Source organism: Streptomyces albus subsp. albus (assembly GCF_000725885.1).
Classification (GTDB): domain Bacteria; phylum Actinomycetota; class Actinomycetes; order Streptomycetales; family Streptomycetaceae; genus Streptomyces; species Streptomyces albus.
In genome coordinates this window covers 61,651-76,452 of sequence record NZ_JODR01000009.1, presented here as the reverse complement: position 1 = coordinate 76,452, position 14,802 = coordinate 61,651, and the positions used below count along the sequence as shown (strand labels likewise).

Here is a 14,802-nt window from a genome sequence, read left to right as displayed (position 1 = left end):
ACCAGCCAGCAGCATCTCCTTCAACCCCCCGAAGGAATGGCATGTCCTACTTCACGGATCTTGCACTTCAGTGCATAAACGGTCAGTGGCGTCCCGGCAAAGGCTCCTGGGACATCATCGACTTCAACCCGTACAACGGGGAGAAGCTGGCCTCCATCACCGTCGCGACGCGCGATGAGGTGGACGAGGCGTACCGCGCCGCGGAAAGCGCACAGCGTGAGTGGGCGGCCACCAACTCCTACACGCGCCGACGGGTCTTCGAGCGTGCCATCCGGGTCATAGAGGAGAGCGAGACCGCGATCACCGAGGCCATCATCGCCGAGCTGGGCGGCACCCGGCTCAAGGCGGCCTTCGAGATCCACATGGTCAAGGAGTTCTTCCGCGAGGCGGTCCAGCTGACGCTCACCCCGCGGGCCGAGATCCTGCCGTCCTCCGTGCAGGGCAAGGAGAACCGCGTCCACCGGGACCCGGTGGGGGTCGTGGGGATCATCTCCCCGTTCAACTACCCCTTCCTGCTGGCCGTGAAGACGGCGGCACCCGCGCTGGCGCTGGGCAACGCGGTCGTCCTCAAACCGCACCAGTCCACCCCCATCTGCGGGGGCACGCTGGTGGCCAAGGTGCTGGAGGACGCCGGGCTGCCGCCCGGCCTGGTGAACGTCGTCATCACCGACAGCGCGGAGATCGGCGACACCCTCATCGAGCACCCGGTGCCCAAGGTCATCTCCTTCACGGGTTCCGACCGCGTCGGCCGTCACGTGGCCACCGTCGCGGGCCGCAACTTCAAGCGGGTGATCCTCCAGCTCGGCTCCAACAGCGGGCTGGTGGTGCTGGACGACGCGGACGTGGACTACGCGGTGGACGCCGCCGTCTACAGCCGCTTCGTCAACCAGGGGCAGCTGTGCATGGCCGCCAACCGGATCATCGTCGACCGGCGCCTGGTGCCCGAGTTCACGCCCAAGTTCGTGGACCGGGTCCGCAGGCTCGTCGTCGGCGACCCCGAGGACCCGGCCACGCACATCGGGCCGCTGATCAACTCCCGCCAGGCGGAACGGGTGACGGCGATCGTCGAGCAGGCACTCGCCGAGGGTGCCACCGCCCTGCTGCACGGCTCCGCCGACGGCAACCTCGTCTCGCCCAGCGTGCTGACGGACCTGCCGAAGGGGTCGCCTCTGCTGCACGAGGAGATCTTCGGGCCCGTCGCGCTGGTCATCCCGGTCGACGGCGAGGAGGAAGCCGTCCACGTCGCCAACGACACCCCCTACGGGCTGGCCGGCGCGGTGCACACCGCCGACATCGAACGCGGCATCCGGGTGGCCCGCCGCATCGACGCCGGCATGGTCCACGTCAACGACTCGACCGTCGCGGACGAGCCGACCGTCCCCTATGGGGGTGAAAAACACTCCGGCCTGGGCCGCCTCAACGGCCCCCAGGCGGTGGAGGCGTTCACCACCTCCCGCTGGCTGTCCATCCAGCGCGAACGCAGCGAGTTCCCCTTCTGAGAACCCGCCCCGGGCCCCGCACTGTCCGCCAGTGCGGGGCCCTCGCGCTGTCCGGGCTCCCGGTGGTTCCGGCCGGTCCCGCCCGCCGCGGAGGCCGCGCGTGCTCGCGGACAGAACCTGACCGCAAGGCTGCCTAGCGTGAGCATCGTCAACGGGGGACCTCCCCGGACACCCACCCGATGCGAGAGGCGGCAGCAGCATGCCGGTAGTCGTCCAGGCCGAGACCCGCGGTGACGAGCGAGGCGCCCTCCTGGCCTATCTGGAGGCGCAGCGCGGCGGCATCCGCCGCGCCCTGCACGGGCTCACCGAGGAGCAGGCCCGCAGCACCCCGGCGGCCAGCGAGCTGTCCCTGCTGGGGCTGCTCAAGCACGTAACCCTCGCCGAACGCGGCTGGCTGAACACCTTCCGGGGCATCGAGGTCTCGGACGCGGAGCGGCAGGCCGAATGGGAGGGCAGCTTCACCCCCGGCCCGGCCGAGACCGTCGAGACGGTGCTGGCCCTCTCCGCGCAGGTGGCCGCCGGGACGGAGGCGGCCGTGCACGCCGTCGAGTCCCTGGACACGACGTTCGTCGTACCCCCGGCCCCCTGGGACAAGGGCGGCGACTTCTCCTGGCGCTGGGGGCTGCTGCAGCTGATCGAGGAGTACGCCCGGCACGCCGGGCACGCGGACATCATCCGGGAGACCATCGACGGCAAGGGTGCCTTCGACCTGGTGTTCGAGACGGGCGCGATGCCCGAGCCCGACTGGTCGGGGCAGGAGGGCCGGGAGTAGTCTCCGTACCCCGCCCACTGGTCAAACTTGACCACGGGGCGGGCGGAGACCTCGATGGAGCAGGGGAAGCGATGTCGGCCATCCGGCTGCTGGTGCTGGGGGACGTGCGCCTGCGCGGGCGGGCGCACGGCTACCAGGTCCGCAACGACCTGGAGTTCTGGGGCGCGCACGAATGGTCCACGGCCAAGCCCGGCTCGATCTACCACGCGCTCAAACAACTGGCCAAGCAAGGGCTGCTGCTCGCGCACGACACCGCCCCCAGCACCGCCGGCGGCCCGCCCCGGACCGAGTACGAGATCACCGAGGCGGGCGGGGCCGAGTTCTTCCGGCTGCTGCGGCACGCGCTGACCGCCACCCAGGAGAAGCAGGAACTGCTGACCGCGGCCATCGGGTTCCTCGTCGACCTGCCCCGTGACGAGGCCGTCGAACTGCTCCGGCAGCGGGTCGCCGCCCTGGAGGGCTGGCGCCAGGAGGTCACCCGGAACTGGGCGCCGGACAACTCCGTACCGCAGGAGTGGGGGCACATCGGCGAGATCATGAAGCTGTGGGTCCACACCGCCGACAGCGACGCCGCGTGGGCCCGCGAACTGATCGCCCGCCTCGAAGCCGGGGCCTTCGTCATGGCCGGCGAAGGGGAACGCGACCTGTCCGTCCTCAGCGACGGCCGGCCCGGGTGACCGCCCGCGAGCCTCGTTCCGGACAGCGGGCCCCCACTGCCGGGAGCCGCCCCCTGCGGGGCCTGCCGCGGCCTTCCGGGCCGCTGCGCACCGGTACGCCGTCACGGGGCCCGGATGTCGGCCCGCCTCGCGGCATCCGACGGAAGCCGGGACTTGCACCTCACGCGACGTGAGGGGGCACCGTGGTCGTCCGTAAGCGAACGAGGAGGCGGAAATGGGCCACTCCGTCGGGCAGGTCGCCGGGTTCGCCGGCGTCACGGTGCGCACGCTGCACCACTACGACGAGATCGGACTGCTGGTCCCCAGCGGGCGCACGGCGGCCGGGCACCGGCGGTACACCGACGCCGACCTGGACCGGCTCCAGCAGATCCTCTTCTACCGGGAACTGGGCTTCCCGCTGGACGAGGTCGCCGTGCTGCTGGACGATCCCGACGCCGACCCGGTCGGTCACCTGCGCCGTCAGCACGGACTGCTGACCGCGCGGATCGCCCGGCTCAAGGAGATGGCCGCCGCCGTGGAACGCGCCATGGAGGCACGCAAGATGGGTGTCAATCTCACACCGGAAGAGAAGTTCGAGGTCTTCGGCGACTTCGACCCCGACGTCCACCATGAGGAGGCCGAACGCCGCTGGGGCGGTACCGCCGCGTGGCGGGAGTCGCAGCGCCGCGCCGCGTCGTACACCAAGGACGACTGGAAACGGCTCACCCGCGAGATGGACCGGATCCACCGCGCGGTGGCCGAGCGGATGGCCGCCGGCGACCCGGCCGACGCGCCCGCGGTACGGGACCTGGTCGAGGAGCACCGCAGGTTCATCTCCCGCACCAGCTACCCGTGCGACCACACCATGCACACCAGGCTCGGCGAGATGTACGTGGCCGACGAACGGTTCACCGCCACCTACGAGGCGATCAGGCCCGGGCTCGCCCGCTATCTGCGGGACGCCATCGCTGCCAATGCTGCCGCTGCCGACGCCGGCGGTGCCGACGGCTCCGCCGCCCGCACCGGGCAGGACGACGGGTCCTGAACCGGTCCGCTCCCCCTGCCCGCCGTTGCGCCGCACGGCTGCATTCGACGGCCGGGTTCCGTAGATCACACCCGGTCGAAGGGCTGACTCCCTTTTAATCCCGCTGTACAGGGGGACCTTTGGGGAGTGGCTCACGCAACATGCTCCACTGTGAGGTATCACGCTTCCAATACGTGGAACCGGCACTGTTGGACACCGCGTCCGTGGTGTGGCACTGCTGGAGACACGCGGCATACCGCGCAAACGGCGCATGAGGGTAAGGAGCGGACAGAACGTGGTGGGGCAGCCCCAGGGAAACGGCGACGCCGCAGGGAACGGTGGTGAACCGGAGGACACCAGACCGTCCTCCGACGAATCGCGGAGCGCGTTCACCGCCCCCCTCGGCGTGCCGCTTCCCCCCGTCCCGGAAGAGGAACACCCGACCTCCGAGTTCACCCTCCCCGAAGGGCTCAAGACGCCCCAGCAGTACGAGCCCGGCAGCGCCTTCACCCCGCCCGAGGGCATCCCCGTCATCGGCCCGCTGGCCAAACCGGGCTCCCCCTGGCAGGACCGCATGCGCTCCCTGGTGCGGATGCCGCTCGCCGAGCGGCCCGTGCCCGAGCGGCCCGCCCGCTCCGAGGAAACCGAAAGCGGACCACCCGTACCCCGCGTCCTCGACCTCACCCTCCGTATCGGCGAACTGCTGCTCGCCGGCGGCGAAGGCGCCGAGGACGTCGAAGCCGCCATGTTCGGCGTCGCCCACGCCTACGGGCTCGACCGCACCGAGCCCGAAGTCACCTTCACCCTGCTGTCCATCACCCACCAGCCGTCCCTCGTCGACGACCCCGTCACCCTCAGCCGGACCGTACGGCGACGCGGCACCGACTACACCCGGCTCTCCGCCGTCTTCTCCCTCGTCGCCGACATCACCCAGGGCGACGTCACCCTCGAAGAGGCCTACGGGCGCCTCGCCGAGATGCGCCGCAACCGGCACCCCTACTCCAAATGGGCCCTCAGCGCGGCCAGCGGCGCACTGTCCGGCGCCGCGTCCCTCCTCGTGGGCGGTGACGCGCTCGTCTTCTTCCTCGCCGCGCTCGGCGCCGTCCTCGGCGACCGCCTCGCCTGGCTGTGCGCCGCACGCGGGCTGCCCGAGTTCTACCAGTTCGCCGCCGCCGCGATGCCGCCCGCGGCGATAGGGGTCAGCGTCGCGCTGCTCTCCCAGCACACCGACACCCACATCCAGGCGTCCGCCGTGATCACCGGTGGCCTCTTCGCGCTCATCCCCGGACGCGCCCTCGTCGCCGCCGTCCAGGACGGACTCACCGGCTTCTACATCACCGCCGCGGCCCGCCTGCTGGAGGTCGTCTACCTCATCGTCGGCATCGTCTGCGGCGTCCTGCTCGTGCTGTACGTCGGCGACCGGCTGCACGCCAGGCTCACCCCCGACATCGTCCACCACGGGGGCGGCCGGCCCGTCATCCAGCTGTTCGCCTCCATGCTGCTGGCGCTCGCCTTCTGCATCCTGCTCCAGCAGGAACGCCACACCATCCTCCCCGCCACCCTCAACGGCGGAGTCGCCTGGCTGATCTTCGGGGCGCTGACCACCGCCGACGTCAAGCCGGTGCCCGCGACCGTGATCGCGGCCGGGCTCGTCGGACTGTTCGGACAGCTGCTGTCCCGGTACCAGTTCGCGTCGTCGCTGCCGTACATCACCGCGGCGATCGGGCCGCTGCTGCCGGGTAGCAACACCTACTTCGGGCTGCTGAACATCGCGCAGGAGGATGTGAACAAGGGGTTCGAGCATTTGGCCACCGCGGGGGCGCTGGCGTTGGCGATCGCCATCGGGGTGAACCTTGGGGGGGAGCTGGCGCGGTTGTTCATCAAGGCGCCGGGGAGGGAGACGCCCTTGCCGGGCCGGCGAGCCGCCAAGCGCACTCGCGGCTTCTGACCCCTGAGGCCTTCGCCCCTGGTACCCCCGGGGTTTCTCCCCTGGTGCCCCTTGGGGCCTTCGCCCCTGGTACCCCCTGGGGCCTCGCCCCTGGTGCCCCTTGGCTGGGGGCGGCTCTGTGGGTGAGGGGGCAGCCCTCTGGCGCCCTCTGTGGGCTGGGCCCTTATCCCGGTGGCTGGGGCCTCCGGCCCCTGGCTGCCCCATTTGTTGGGGGCTCCGCCCCCAAACCCCCGGTCCTCGCCGGACGGGCGTTGGGGCGGCTCCGCCCCCCAACTGCCCCCCGCTAGGGGGCTTCGCCCCCTAGGACCCCCGGCCGAAAGAGCCTGAGCCCGTGGCCGTGAATGAGACCCGCCTTGCGGCGGGAGCCCTTGGAGGGGTTGTGACTCCGTTGCTGTCCGCTTCGGTGGGCCTTGGGGTACCAAGCGGTAGGTACCAGGGTTGGTGAGGGGTGGAGCCCCCAGCACTTGGAGGGGGTGCCAGGGGCTGTCCGGTCAGTGGCCCTCTGCGGCGAGGCGCTTGATGGAGGCTTCCACCTCGGACTCCGCCTCGGCGCGGCCGACCCAGTTCGCGCCCTCGACGGACTTGCCGGGCTCCAGGTCCTTGTAGACCTCGAAGAAGTGCTGGATCTCCAGGCGGTCGAACTCGCTGACGTGGTGGATGTCCCGCAGGTGCTCCATCCGAGGGTCGGACGCCGGGACGCACAGCAGCTTGTCGTCGCCGCCGGCCTCGTCGGTCATCCGGAACATGCCGATGGCGCGGCACTTGATGATGCACCCGGGGAAGGTGGGCTCCTCCAGCAGCACCAGGGCGTCGAGCGGGTCGCCGTCCTCGCCCAGGGTGCCGTCGACGAAGCCGTAGTCCGCCGGGTACACGGTGGAGGTGAACAGGTGACGGTCGAGGCGGATGCGGCCCGTCTCGTGGTCCACCTCGTACTTGTTCCGCGAGCCCTTCGGGATCTCGATGGTGACGTCGAACTCCAAGGGAGGCTCCTCCGTATAGATCATGATGAGATCAGCACTCGTGTGCCCTGGGGGCCGTCCCCCAGAAGAACTCCAGTCTGGTGATTAAGTGTCCCCCACGCACATGTGTGCTCGCGAAAGGGGCTGGTCGAGGTGCATGACGCCGCTTCGAAGGTGCGTGCCACCACGAACCGGGCATACCGCGCAGCCCGTCTCGCGGCACGCAGGGCCCGGCGTCGCTGGCGGGCCGCCGCACCGCAGCAGCGGCAGACCGTACGGCTGACCGCCGCGTCCACCGCACTGGGAGTTCTCGTCGCCGGTGTGACGGTGGCCGCCGCGGGACCGTGGGACTCGGGTCAGCGTACGGCGGAGCGGGCGTGGGCGGCCCGGCAGGTCACGGGAAGTGGCGGGGGCCACACGCCGGGCGTGGATCCCACGGCGCCGACGGCCCCGCAGGTGCTCGCGGCGGCGGGGCCCGTCTCGCGGCGCGGCGGGACGGCCGGCGGTCCGCCCGGCCGGTCCCCGCAGGTGCCGCCGCCCACCGCGTCGGCGCTGGCGGACGCCTTGGAGCCGCTGCTGGAGGACGGGTCCCTCGGGCGCGTGCGCCACGCCTCGGTGGTGGACGCCGTCACCGGGCGGCAGCTGTTCTCCGAGGGCGCCGGCGAGGTGTCGGCCCCGGCTTCCACGATCAAGCTGGCCACGGCCGTCGCCGCTTTGACGGTGCGCGGCGAGACGTACCGCATCGCCACCCGCGCGGTGGGCAAGGGCGACGGCGTCACGCTGGTGGGCGGGGGCGATCCCACGCTGACGGCGAAGGACGTGGACGCGCTGGCGGACGACACGGCGCGCGCCCTGGGACGGCGGCACGTGCGCACGGTGCGGCTGACGTACGACACCTCGCGCTACGCCGGGCCCGAGCTGCACCCCATCAGCCCCAACGAGAACATCGCCCCGGTCACCCCGCTGATGATCAACGAGGGCAGGACCGACAAGAGCGACCACGGACCGGCGCCGCGCAGCGCCGATCCGGCCGGGGACGCGGCGCGGCGGTTCGCCGGCCGGCTGCGCGAGGCCGGCATCGAGGTGCGGGGCGGCCCCCGCGAGGCGAAGGCGCCCAAGGGTGCGCGGAAGCTCGCCGTCCACCGGTCGGCGACACTGGGCGCACTGGTCGAGCGGATGCTCACCCACAGCGACAACGACATCGCGGAGGCGCTGGCCCGGCAGACCGCACTGGCCGAGGGCGAGCCGGCCGGTTTCCGGGGCGCCGGCCGCGCGGTCGAGCGGGTGCTGCGGCGGCTGCACGTGCCGGTGCGGGGCGCCAGGTTCCACGACGGCAGCGGTCTGGACCGCACCGACCGGCTCTCGCCGGCCCTGCTGACCCGGCTGCTCACTCTGGCGGCCGACCCGGACCGGCCCGGGCTGCGGTCCGTCCTGACGGGGCTGCCCGTCGCCGGGTTCAGCGGCACCCTCGGCGACCGGTACGGCGGGGAGCGCGGCGAGCCGGGCGCGGGTCTGGTACGGGCCAAGACGGGCACCCTGACGGGGGTGAACACGCTGGCGGGCACGGTGGTGGACGCGGACGGGCGGATGCTGGCCTTCGCCTTCATGACGACGGGCGCCCCGGGCCGGGACCCGGCGCAGACCTCGCTGGACAGGCTCGCCTCGGCCTTGGCGAACTGCGGCTGCCGCGACTCGCCCTCCACCGGCTGACGGGCTCGGCCGGAACCGGACGGTGATCTCCCGTACCGCCCGCGCGGGACGTGCGGTCCCGCGGTCGGCTGCCGCACGGGGCGTGCTCCACGTACGGTGAAGGAATGACGAGCCTCGGTGGTGTGGAGATGGTCGACTGGAATCTCGCGGTCTCGACCGCGACCCGGCTCGGGCGGCCGGGGCCGGAGGTGGGCCGGGAGGAGGCACGCGGCATCGTCGCCGAGCTGCGGCGGCACGCCAAGGCGTCCGAGGAGCACGTGCGCGGCTTCACGCGGCTGGCCCCCGCCGACCGGGAGCAGGCGGACACGCCGGTGCTCGTGGTGGACCGGCCCGGCTGGGTGAAGGCCAACGTGGCGGGCTTCCGCGAACTGCTTACGCCGCTGCTGGACAAGATGCGGGAGCGGCGCGCGAACCTGCCCGGCGGGGCGGTGCTCGGCGCGGTCGGCGGCAAGGTGACCGGCGTCGAGGTCGGGATGCTGCTGTCGTTCCTCTCCTCGCGGGTGCTGGGGCAGTACGAGACGTTCGCGCCGGCCAGCCGGGATCTGCCGGGCGGTGCCGACGGCGGCGGCCGGCTGCTGCTGGTGGCGCCGAACATCGTCCATGTGGAGCGGGAGCTCCAGGTGGACCCGCACGACTTCCGGCTGTGGGTGTGCCTGCACGAGGAGACGCACCGCACCCAGTTCACGGCCGTGCCCTGGCTCCGCGACCACCTGCGGATGGAGATCCAGTCCTTCCTGGAGCAGACCGACATCGACCCGTCCACGCTGCTGGAGCGGCTGCGGGAGGCCGCCCAGGCGCTGGCCGGCGGCAAGCCGGGGGAGGGGGAGGCCGCCGCCGAGGAGGAGCGGCCCAGCCTGGTGGAGCTGGTGCAGACGCCCGCCCAGCGGGAGGTCCTGGGGCGGCTGACGGCCGTGATGTCGCTGCTGGAGGGGCACGCCGACTACGTGATGGACGGGGTGGGCCCGCAGGTCGTCCCGACGGTCACGGAGATCAGGGAGAAGTTCCAAAAGCGCCGCGCCAGTGGTGCCGGGCGCCTCGATCTGGCGCTGCGCAAGCTGCTGGGGCTGGACGCGAAGCTGCGCCAGTACCGGGACGGGGAGCGGTTCGTGCGGGCCGTCGTGGACGAGGTCGGCATGGAGGGTTTCAACCGTGTGTGGACGTCCCCGAACACCCTTCCGACGAAGGCGGAGATCGCCGCGCCCGCCGAGTGGATCGCGCGGGTGCACCGTAAGGCCGACTGAGGCGGACGGCAGTTCCGTACACCCTCCCAATCACTCTTCCGAGGGACCGTGCGGGCAGGGTACGCGTGCGATGCTCGGGTAACGCGGTCCTTCTCTGTCACCATCTACATACTCAGCGTGATAAGAGTCGGCCTCAACCTCCCCAAGCGCCCCGCAGACCCCGCGGAACCCCCTCCCGCGGTATCGGCGCAGATCCTTGACGAGGAAGTGAATCGGACATGGGTCCCCACCCCGCGGTCGCCGCGATACGCCTGGCGGTCCGCCGCACGCTCCACGACGTGCTCGGTGCGCTCAGCGCGCAGCCGGCGGCAGCCCCCGTGAGCTCCGGGGCGCCGGCCCCACCGCCCCCCACCGCCCCCCACCCCGCCGAGGAAGGGCCGCTCGTCCTGGTGGCCTGCTCCGGCGGCGCCGATTCCATGGCGCTGGCCTCGGCACTCGCCTTCGAAGCCCCCCGCCTCGGCCTGCGCGCCGGAGGCGTCACCATCGACCACGGCCTCCAGCCCGGCTCCGCCGAGCGGGCCCAGGACGTCGCCGACCGCCTCACCGCCCTCGGCCTGGCCCCCGTCGAGTCGGTCGCCGTCCATGTGGGCCGCACCCACACCGGACCCGAGGCCGCCGCCCGTGAGGCCCGCTACGCCGCCCTGGACGAGGTCGCCGAGCGGCACCGGGCCGCCGCCGTCCTGCTCGGCCACACCCGTGACGACCAGGCCGAGACGGTGCTGCTGGGCCTCGCCCGCGGCTCCGGCACCCGCTCCCTGTCCGGCATGGCGGCCGTCTCCGGCCCCGGCGGACGGTACCGCCGCCCGTTCCTGGCCGTGGACCGCCAGACGACCCGCAAGGCGTGCATGGTCCAGTCGCTGCCCGTCTGGGACGACCCCCACAACACCGACCCCGCCTTCACCCGCTCCCGGGTCCGCCACGAGGCGCTGCCCGCGCTGGAGAAGGCCCTCGGCAAGGGCGTGATCGAGGCGCTCGCCCGGACGGCGCAGCTCTCCCGCGACGACGCCGACGCGCTGGACGCCTGGACCGACGAGGCCCAGCGCACCGTGGTGCACGGCCCGGGCGACTCCGCCGCCGGACGGCCGGGCGAGCAGGCCACCGGGATGGACATCCGCATCGAGCTGGACGTCGCCCGGCTGTACGCGCTGCCCCCCGCCGTGCGCCGCCGGGTGCTGCGGCGGGCCGCCGTCGACGCGGGCTCACCGGCCGGTTCCCTCTTCGCGCGGCACATCGAGGAGATGGACCGGCTGCTGACCGCCTGGCGGGGTCAGCGGGCCCTGAACCTGCCCGGGCGTGTCGAGGTCGCCAGGCAGGGTGGCAGACTGGTCGTCCGGCACGGCTCACCGAGCTGACCGGCGCGGCCCGGCACCGACCCGGGTCGGCCACCCGGTCTCCCGGCGGGTCAGGACTGTGGCGGACTCGACGAGCGAGAGCAGCACGGGTGGACGAGAAAGACATGGGCGCCGATCTGGAGTCGGTGCTGGTCAGCAAGGAAGAGATCGACGCGAAGCTGGCCGAGCTGGCCGCGAAGATCGACGCGGAGTACGCGGGCAAGGATCTGCTGCTCGTCGGGGTGCTCAAGGGCGCCGTCATGGTCATGGCCGACCTGGCGCGCGCACTGTCCACCCCGGCGACGATGGACTGGATGGCGGTGTCCTCCTACGGGGCCGGGACCCAGTCCTCCGGCGTGGTCCGCATCCTCAAGGACCTGGACACCGACATCAAGGGCAAGCACGTCCTGATCGTCGAGGACATCATCGACTCCGGCCTGACACTCTCCTGGCTGCTGTCGAACCTGGGCTCCCGCGAGCCCGCGTCCTTGAACGTGTGCACGCTGCTGCGCAAGCCCGACGCGGCCAAGGTGGCGATCGACGTGAAGTGGGTGGGTTTCGACATCCCCAACGAGTTCGTCGTCGGCTACGGGCTCGACTATGCGGAGAAGTACCGCAATCTCCCCTTCGTCGGCACCCTCGCCCCGCACGTCTACGGCGGCTGACGGGGTTCCGGGGTGCCCTGCGTTCGGAACGGGAACACAGGGACGGTTCCCCTCGTTGGAGCTTCGGAGGACGGTGTGGTTGACCGTCCTCGGCGGCGCCGGGTGACAATGCTGGGGTACCGTCCGAAGGTCAGGCTTTTCAACTCACTGTGGCAGGAGGGACGGGGCGCGCGCGCTCCGTATGGATGGACGTGAAGCGATACTTCCGCGGGCCGGTCATGTGGATCGTGCTGGCCGTCCTTGCCGTGGTCGTGTTGATGCAGGTCGTCGGCTCGTCCGGCGGCTTCAAGACGGTGGACACCGGCCAGGTCGTACAGGCGATCCGACAGGACAAGGTGAAATCCGCCGAGCTCACCACCGGCGACGAGCAGATCGTCAAGCTGGAGCTCAAGGACGGCGCCAAGGTCGAGGACAGCGACAAGATCAAGGCGAGCTACATCGACGACCAGGGCGTCGACATCGCCAAGGAGCTCCAGCAAAAGTACGACCAGAAGGAGATCCCGAAGGGGTACACGGTCGCGCCGCAGAAGCAGAACCCGTTCGTCGGGATGCTGATCTCCCTGCTGCCGTTCGTGCTGATCATCGTCATCTTCCTGTTCCTGATGAATCAGATGCAGGGTGGCGGCTCCCGGGTGATGAACTTCGGCAAGTCGAAGGCCAAGCTCATCACCAAGGACACCCCGAAGACGACGTTCTCCGACGTGGCCGGCTCCGACGAGGCCGTCGAGGAACTCCAGGAGATCAAGGAGTTCCTCCAGGAGCCCGCAAAGTTCCAGGCCGTCGGCGCCAAGATCCCCAAGGGTGTGCTGCTCTACGGCCCGCCCGGCACCGGTAAGACGCTGCTGGCCCGCGCGGTCGCCGGCGAGGCCGGGGTGCCGTTCTACTCGATCTCCGGCTCCGACTTCGTCGAGATGTTCGTCGGTGTGGGCGCCTCCCGCGTCCGCGACCTGTTCGAGCAGGCCAAGGCCAACGCGCCGGCCATCGTCTTCGTCGACGAGATCGACGCCGTCGGCCGTCACCGCGGCGCCGGCATGGGCGGCGGTCACGACGAGCGCGAGCAGACGCTCAACCAGCTGCTGGTCGAGATGGACGGCTTCGACGTCAAGGGCGGCGTCATCCTGATCGCCGCCACCAACCGGCCCGACATCCTGGACCCCGCCCTGCTGCGTCCCGGCCGCTTCGACCGGCAGATCGCCGTCGACCGCCCCGACATGCAGGGCCGGCTGGAGATCCTCCAGGTCCACCAGAAGGGCAAGCCCATGGCGCCCGACGTGGACCTGAGCGCGGTCGCCCGCCGTACCCCCGGTTTCACCGGCGCCGACCTGAGCAACGTCCTCAACGAGGCCGCCCTGCTCACCGCCCGCAGTGACCAGAAGCTGATCGACAACAAGTTCCTGGACGAGGCGATCGACCGCGTCGTGGCCGGCCCGCAGAAGCGGACCCGGATCATGAGCGACAAGGAGAAGAAGATCACCGCGTACCACGAGGGCGGACACGCCCTGGTCGCGGCGGCCTCTCCCAACTCCGACCCCGTCCACAAGATCACCATCCTGTCGCGGGGCCGTGCCCTCGGCTACACGATGGTGCTCCCCGACGAGGACAAGTACTCCACGACGCGGAACGAGATGCTCGACCAGCTCGCCTACATGATGGGCGGCCGGGCGGCCGAGGAGCTCGTCTTCCACGACCCGACCACGGGCGCGGCCAACGACATCGAGAAGGCCACGGCCACGGCCCGGGCGATGGTCACCCAGTACGGCATGACCGAGCGGCTCGGTGCCATCAAGTTCGGCTCCGACCAGTCCGAGCCCTTCCTGGGCAAGGAGATGGCCCACCAGCGCGACTACTCCGAGGAGGTCGCCGGGCTGGTGGACGAGGAGGTCAAGAAGCTGATCGAGACGGCGCACAACGAAGCCTGGGAAATCCTGGTGGAGAACCGCGACGTCCTCGACAACCTCGTGCTGGCCCTGCTGGAGAAGGAGACGCTGAACAAGGAGGAGATCGCCGAGATCTTCCGCCCGGTCGTCAAGCGTCCCGCCCGCCCCGCCTGGACCGGTTCCTCGCGGCGCACCCCCTCCACCCGGCCGCCGGTCTCGGTGCCGCCGTCCGCCCTGGCCAACGGCAACTCGAACCACACCGGCAAGGAGATCGGCCCCCGGGACTCCGACGCCATCGTCGAGCCCGCCGATCCCGACAACGGATGATCCCAGGTCGGCGGGGGTGACCCCGCCCGCTGGAATGCAGGCCGCGCCCCTCGCGTTAGTGTCGAGGGGCGCGGCTTTCCGCTGTGTACGCAACCGGGCAGTGCCGGCACGCAGGGCGGCCCGCTGCGCGAGTCGAGGAACGAGGGACCAGATGACCGACCCGGTGACCCTGGACGGGGAGAGGCCGATAGGCGACTTCGACGAGAAGCGCGCCGAGAACGCGGTGCGTGAACTGCTCATCGCTGTCGGCGAGGACCCGGACCGCGAGGGGCTCCTGGAGACCCCGGCCCGGGTGGCGAGGGCGTACAAGGAGATCTTCGCCGGGCTGCGCCAGAAGCCCGAGGACGTGCTGACCACCACCTTCGACATCGGCCACGACGAGATGGTGCTGGTCAAGGACATCGAGGTCTACTCGACCTGTGAGCACCACCTGGTCCCGTTCCAGGGGGTGGCGCACGTCGGCTACATCCCCGCCGCCTCCGGCAAGATCACGGGGCTGTCGAAGCTGGCCCGGCTGGTGGACGTCTACGCCCGGCGTCCCCAGGTGCAGGAGCGGCTGACCACCCAGATCGCGGACTCGCTGATGCGGATACTGGAGCCGCGCGGGGTCATCGTCGTCGTCGAGTGCGAGCACATGTGCATGTCGATGCGCGGCATCCGGAAGCCCGGTGCCAAGACCGTCACCTCGGCGGTGCGCGGACAGCTGCGGGACGCGGCGACGCGCTCCGAGGCGATGAGCCTCATCCTGCGCTGACCCGATCCTGATCCTGGCCCGACGCGGGTCCTCCCCGCG

12 protein-coding genes are annotated in these 14,802 nt (G+C 71.3%); 11 read left to right on the top strand and 1 reads right to left on the bottom strand.

Annotated elements, in window-relative coordinates:
* The first annotated feature begins 41 nt into the window (after positions 1–41).
* The 5 genes from IO40_RS0111455 (at position 42) to IO40_RS0111435 (ending at position 5,899) form a co-directional block, all read left to right on the top strand.
* Positions 42–1,499 carry an aldehyde dehydrogenase family protein gene (locus tag IO40_RS0111455; protein ID WP_016472935.1) on the top strand — a complete coding sequence of 486 codons (1,458 nt, stop codon included), beginning with the start codon at positions 42–44 and terminating at the stop codon, positions 1,497–1,499.
* Positions 1,500–1,698: 199 nt separating this feature from the next.
* Complete coding sequence (locus tag IO40_RS0111450) at positions 1,699–2,271, top strand: DinB family protein (protein ID WP_031175357.1); 573 nt, start codon at positions 1,699–1,701, stop codon at positions 2,269–2,271.
* A gap of 71 nt (positions 2,272–2,342) precedes the next feature.
* Positions 2,343–2,948 (top strand): PadR family transcriptional regulator, encoded by a 606-nt coding sequence (locus IO40_RS0111445; RefSeq protein WP_016472933.1) that lies wholly within the window; start codon positions 2,343–2,345, stop codon positions 2,946–2,948.
* Positions 2,949–3,162: 214 nt separating this feature from the next.
* The gene (locus IO40_RS0111440; RefSeq protein WP_030409123.1) at positions 3,163–3,972 is read left to right on the top strand and encodes a MerR family transcriptional regulator; all 810 of its coding nucleotides are present in this window, start codon (positions 3,163–3,165) and stop codon (positions 3,970–3,972) included.
* A 250-nt stretch (positions 3,973–4,222) separates the two neighbouring features.
* Positions 4,223–5,899 carry a threonine/serine exporter family protein gene (locus IO40_RS0111435; RefSeq protein ID WP_041968605.1) on the top strand — a complete coding sequence of 559 codons (1,677 nt, stop codon included), beginning with the start codon at positions 4,223–4,225 and terminating at the stop codon, positions 5,897–5,899.
* A 491-nt stretch (positions 5,900–6,390) separates the two neighbouring features.
* On the opposite strand, the gene IO40_RS0111430 is transcribed toward IO40_RS0111435, so the two are convergent.
* Positions 6,391–6,879: an inorganic diphosphatase gene (locus tag IO40_RS0111430; protein ID WP_030409839.1), complete on the bottom strand. Its 489-nt coding sequence runs from the start codon at positions 6,877–6,879 to the stop codon at positions 6,391–6,393.
* 132 nt (positions 6,880–7,011) lie between these two features.
* Between IO40_RS0111430 and dacB the strand changes: the two genes are divergently transcribed.
* The 6 genes from dacB (at position 7,012) to folE (ending at position 14,763) form a co-directional block, all read left to right on the top strand.
* Complete coding sequence (gene dacB / locus IO40_RS0111425; protein ID WP_033229636.1) at positions 7,012–8,568, top strand: D-alanyl-D-alanine carboxypeptidase/D-alanyl-D-alanine endopeptidase; 1,557 nt, start codon at positions 7,012–7,014, stop codon at positions 8,566–8,568.
* A gap of 104 nt (positions 8,569–8,672) precedes the next feature.
* Entirely contained in the window at positions 8,673–9,809 is a 1,137-nt protein-coding gene (locus tag IO40_RS0111420; RefSeq protein WP_030409841.1) for a zinc-dependent metalloprotease, read from the top strand.
* 218 nt (positions 9,810–10,027) lie between these two features.
* Positions 10,028–11,161, top strand: coding sequence for a tRNA lysidine(34) synthetase TilS (gene tilS / locus IO40_RS0111415; protein WP_031175356.1), 1,134 nt, complete (start codon positions 10,028–10,030; stop codon positions 11,159–11,161).
* A 104-nt stretch (positions 11,162–11,265) separates the two neighbouring features.
* Positions 11,266–11,805, top strand: coding sequence for a hypoxanthine phosphoribosyltransferase (gene hpt, locus IO40_RS0111410; RefSeq protein WP_016472926.1), 540 nt, complete (start codon positions 11,266–11,268; stop codon positions 11,803–11,805).
* A gap of 185 nt (positions 11,806–11,990) precedes the next feature.
* Positions 11,991–14,009: an ATP-dependent zinc metalloprotease FtsH gene (ftsH, locus tag IO40_RS0111405; RefSeq protein WP_016472925.1), complete on the top strand. Its 2,019-nt coding sequence runs from the start codon at positions 11,991–11,993 to the stop codon at positions 14,007–14,009.
* Positions 14,010–14,160: 151 nt separating this feature from the next.
* Positions 14,161–14,763: a GTP cyclohydrolase I FolE gene (gene folE, locus IO40_RS0111400; RefSeq protein WP_016472924.1), complete on the top strand. Its 603-nt coding sequence runs from the start codon at positions 14,161–14,163 to the stop codon at positions 14,761–14,763.
* The last annotated feature ends 39 nt before the right edge of the window (positions 14,764–14,802 follow it).

Coding starts and splice junctions, on each gene's coding strand:
- IO40_RS0111450 (WP_031175357.1), top strand. CDS start 1,699: ATGCCGGTAGTCGTCCAGGCCGAGACCCGCGGTGACGAGCGAGGCGCC.
- hpt (WP_016472926.1), top strand. CDS start 11,266: ATGGGCGCCGATCTGGAGTCGGTGCTGGTCAGCAAGGAAGAGATCGAC.
- folE (WP_016472924.1), top strand. CDS start 14,161: ATGACCGACCCGGTGACCCTGGACGGGGAGAGGCCGATAGGCGACTTC.
- IO40_RS0111440 (WP_030409123.1), top strand. CDS start 3,163: ATGGGCCACTCCGTCGGGCAGGTCGCCGGGTTCGCCGGCGTCACGGTG.
- IO40_RS0111445 (WP_016472933.1), top strand. CDS start 2,343: ATGTCGGCCATCCGGCTGCTGGTGCTGGGGGACGTGCGCCTGCGCGGG.
- tilS (WP_031175356.1), top strand. CDS start 10,028: ATGGGTCCCCACCCCGCGGTCGCCGCGATACGCCTGGCGGTCCGCCGC.
- ftsH (WP_016472925.1), top strand. CDS start 11,991: ATGGACGTGAAGCGATACTTCCGCGGGCCGGTCATGTGGATCGTGCTG.
- IO40_RS0111420 (WP_030409841.1), top strand. CDS start 8,673: ATGACGAGCCTCGGTGGTGTGGAGATGGTCGACTGGAATCTCGCGGTC.
- IO40_RS0111435 (WP_041968605.1), top strand. CDS start 4,223: ATGAGGGTAAGGAGCGGACAGAACGTGGTGGGGCAGCCCCAGGGAAAC.
- IO40_RS0111455 (WP_016472935.1), top strand. CDS start 42: ATGTCCTACTTCACGGATCTTGCACTTCAGTGCATAAACGGTCAGTGG.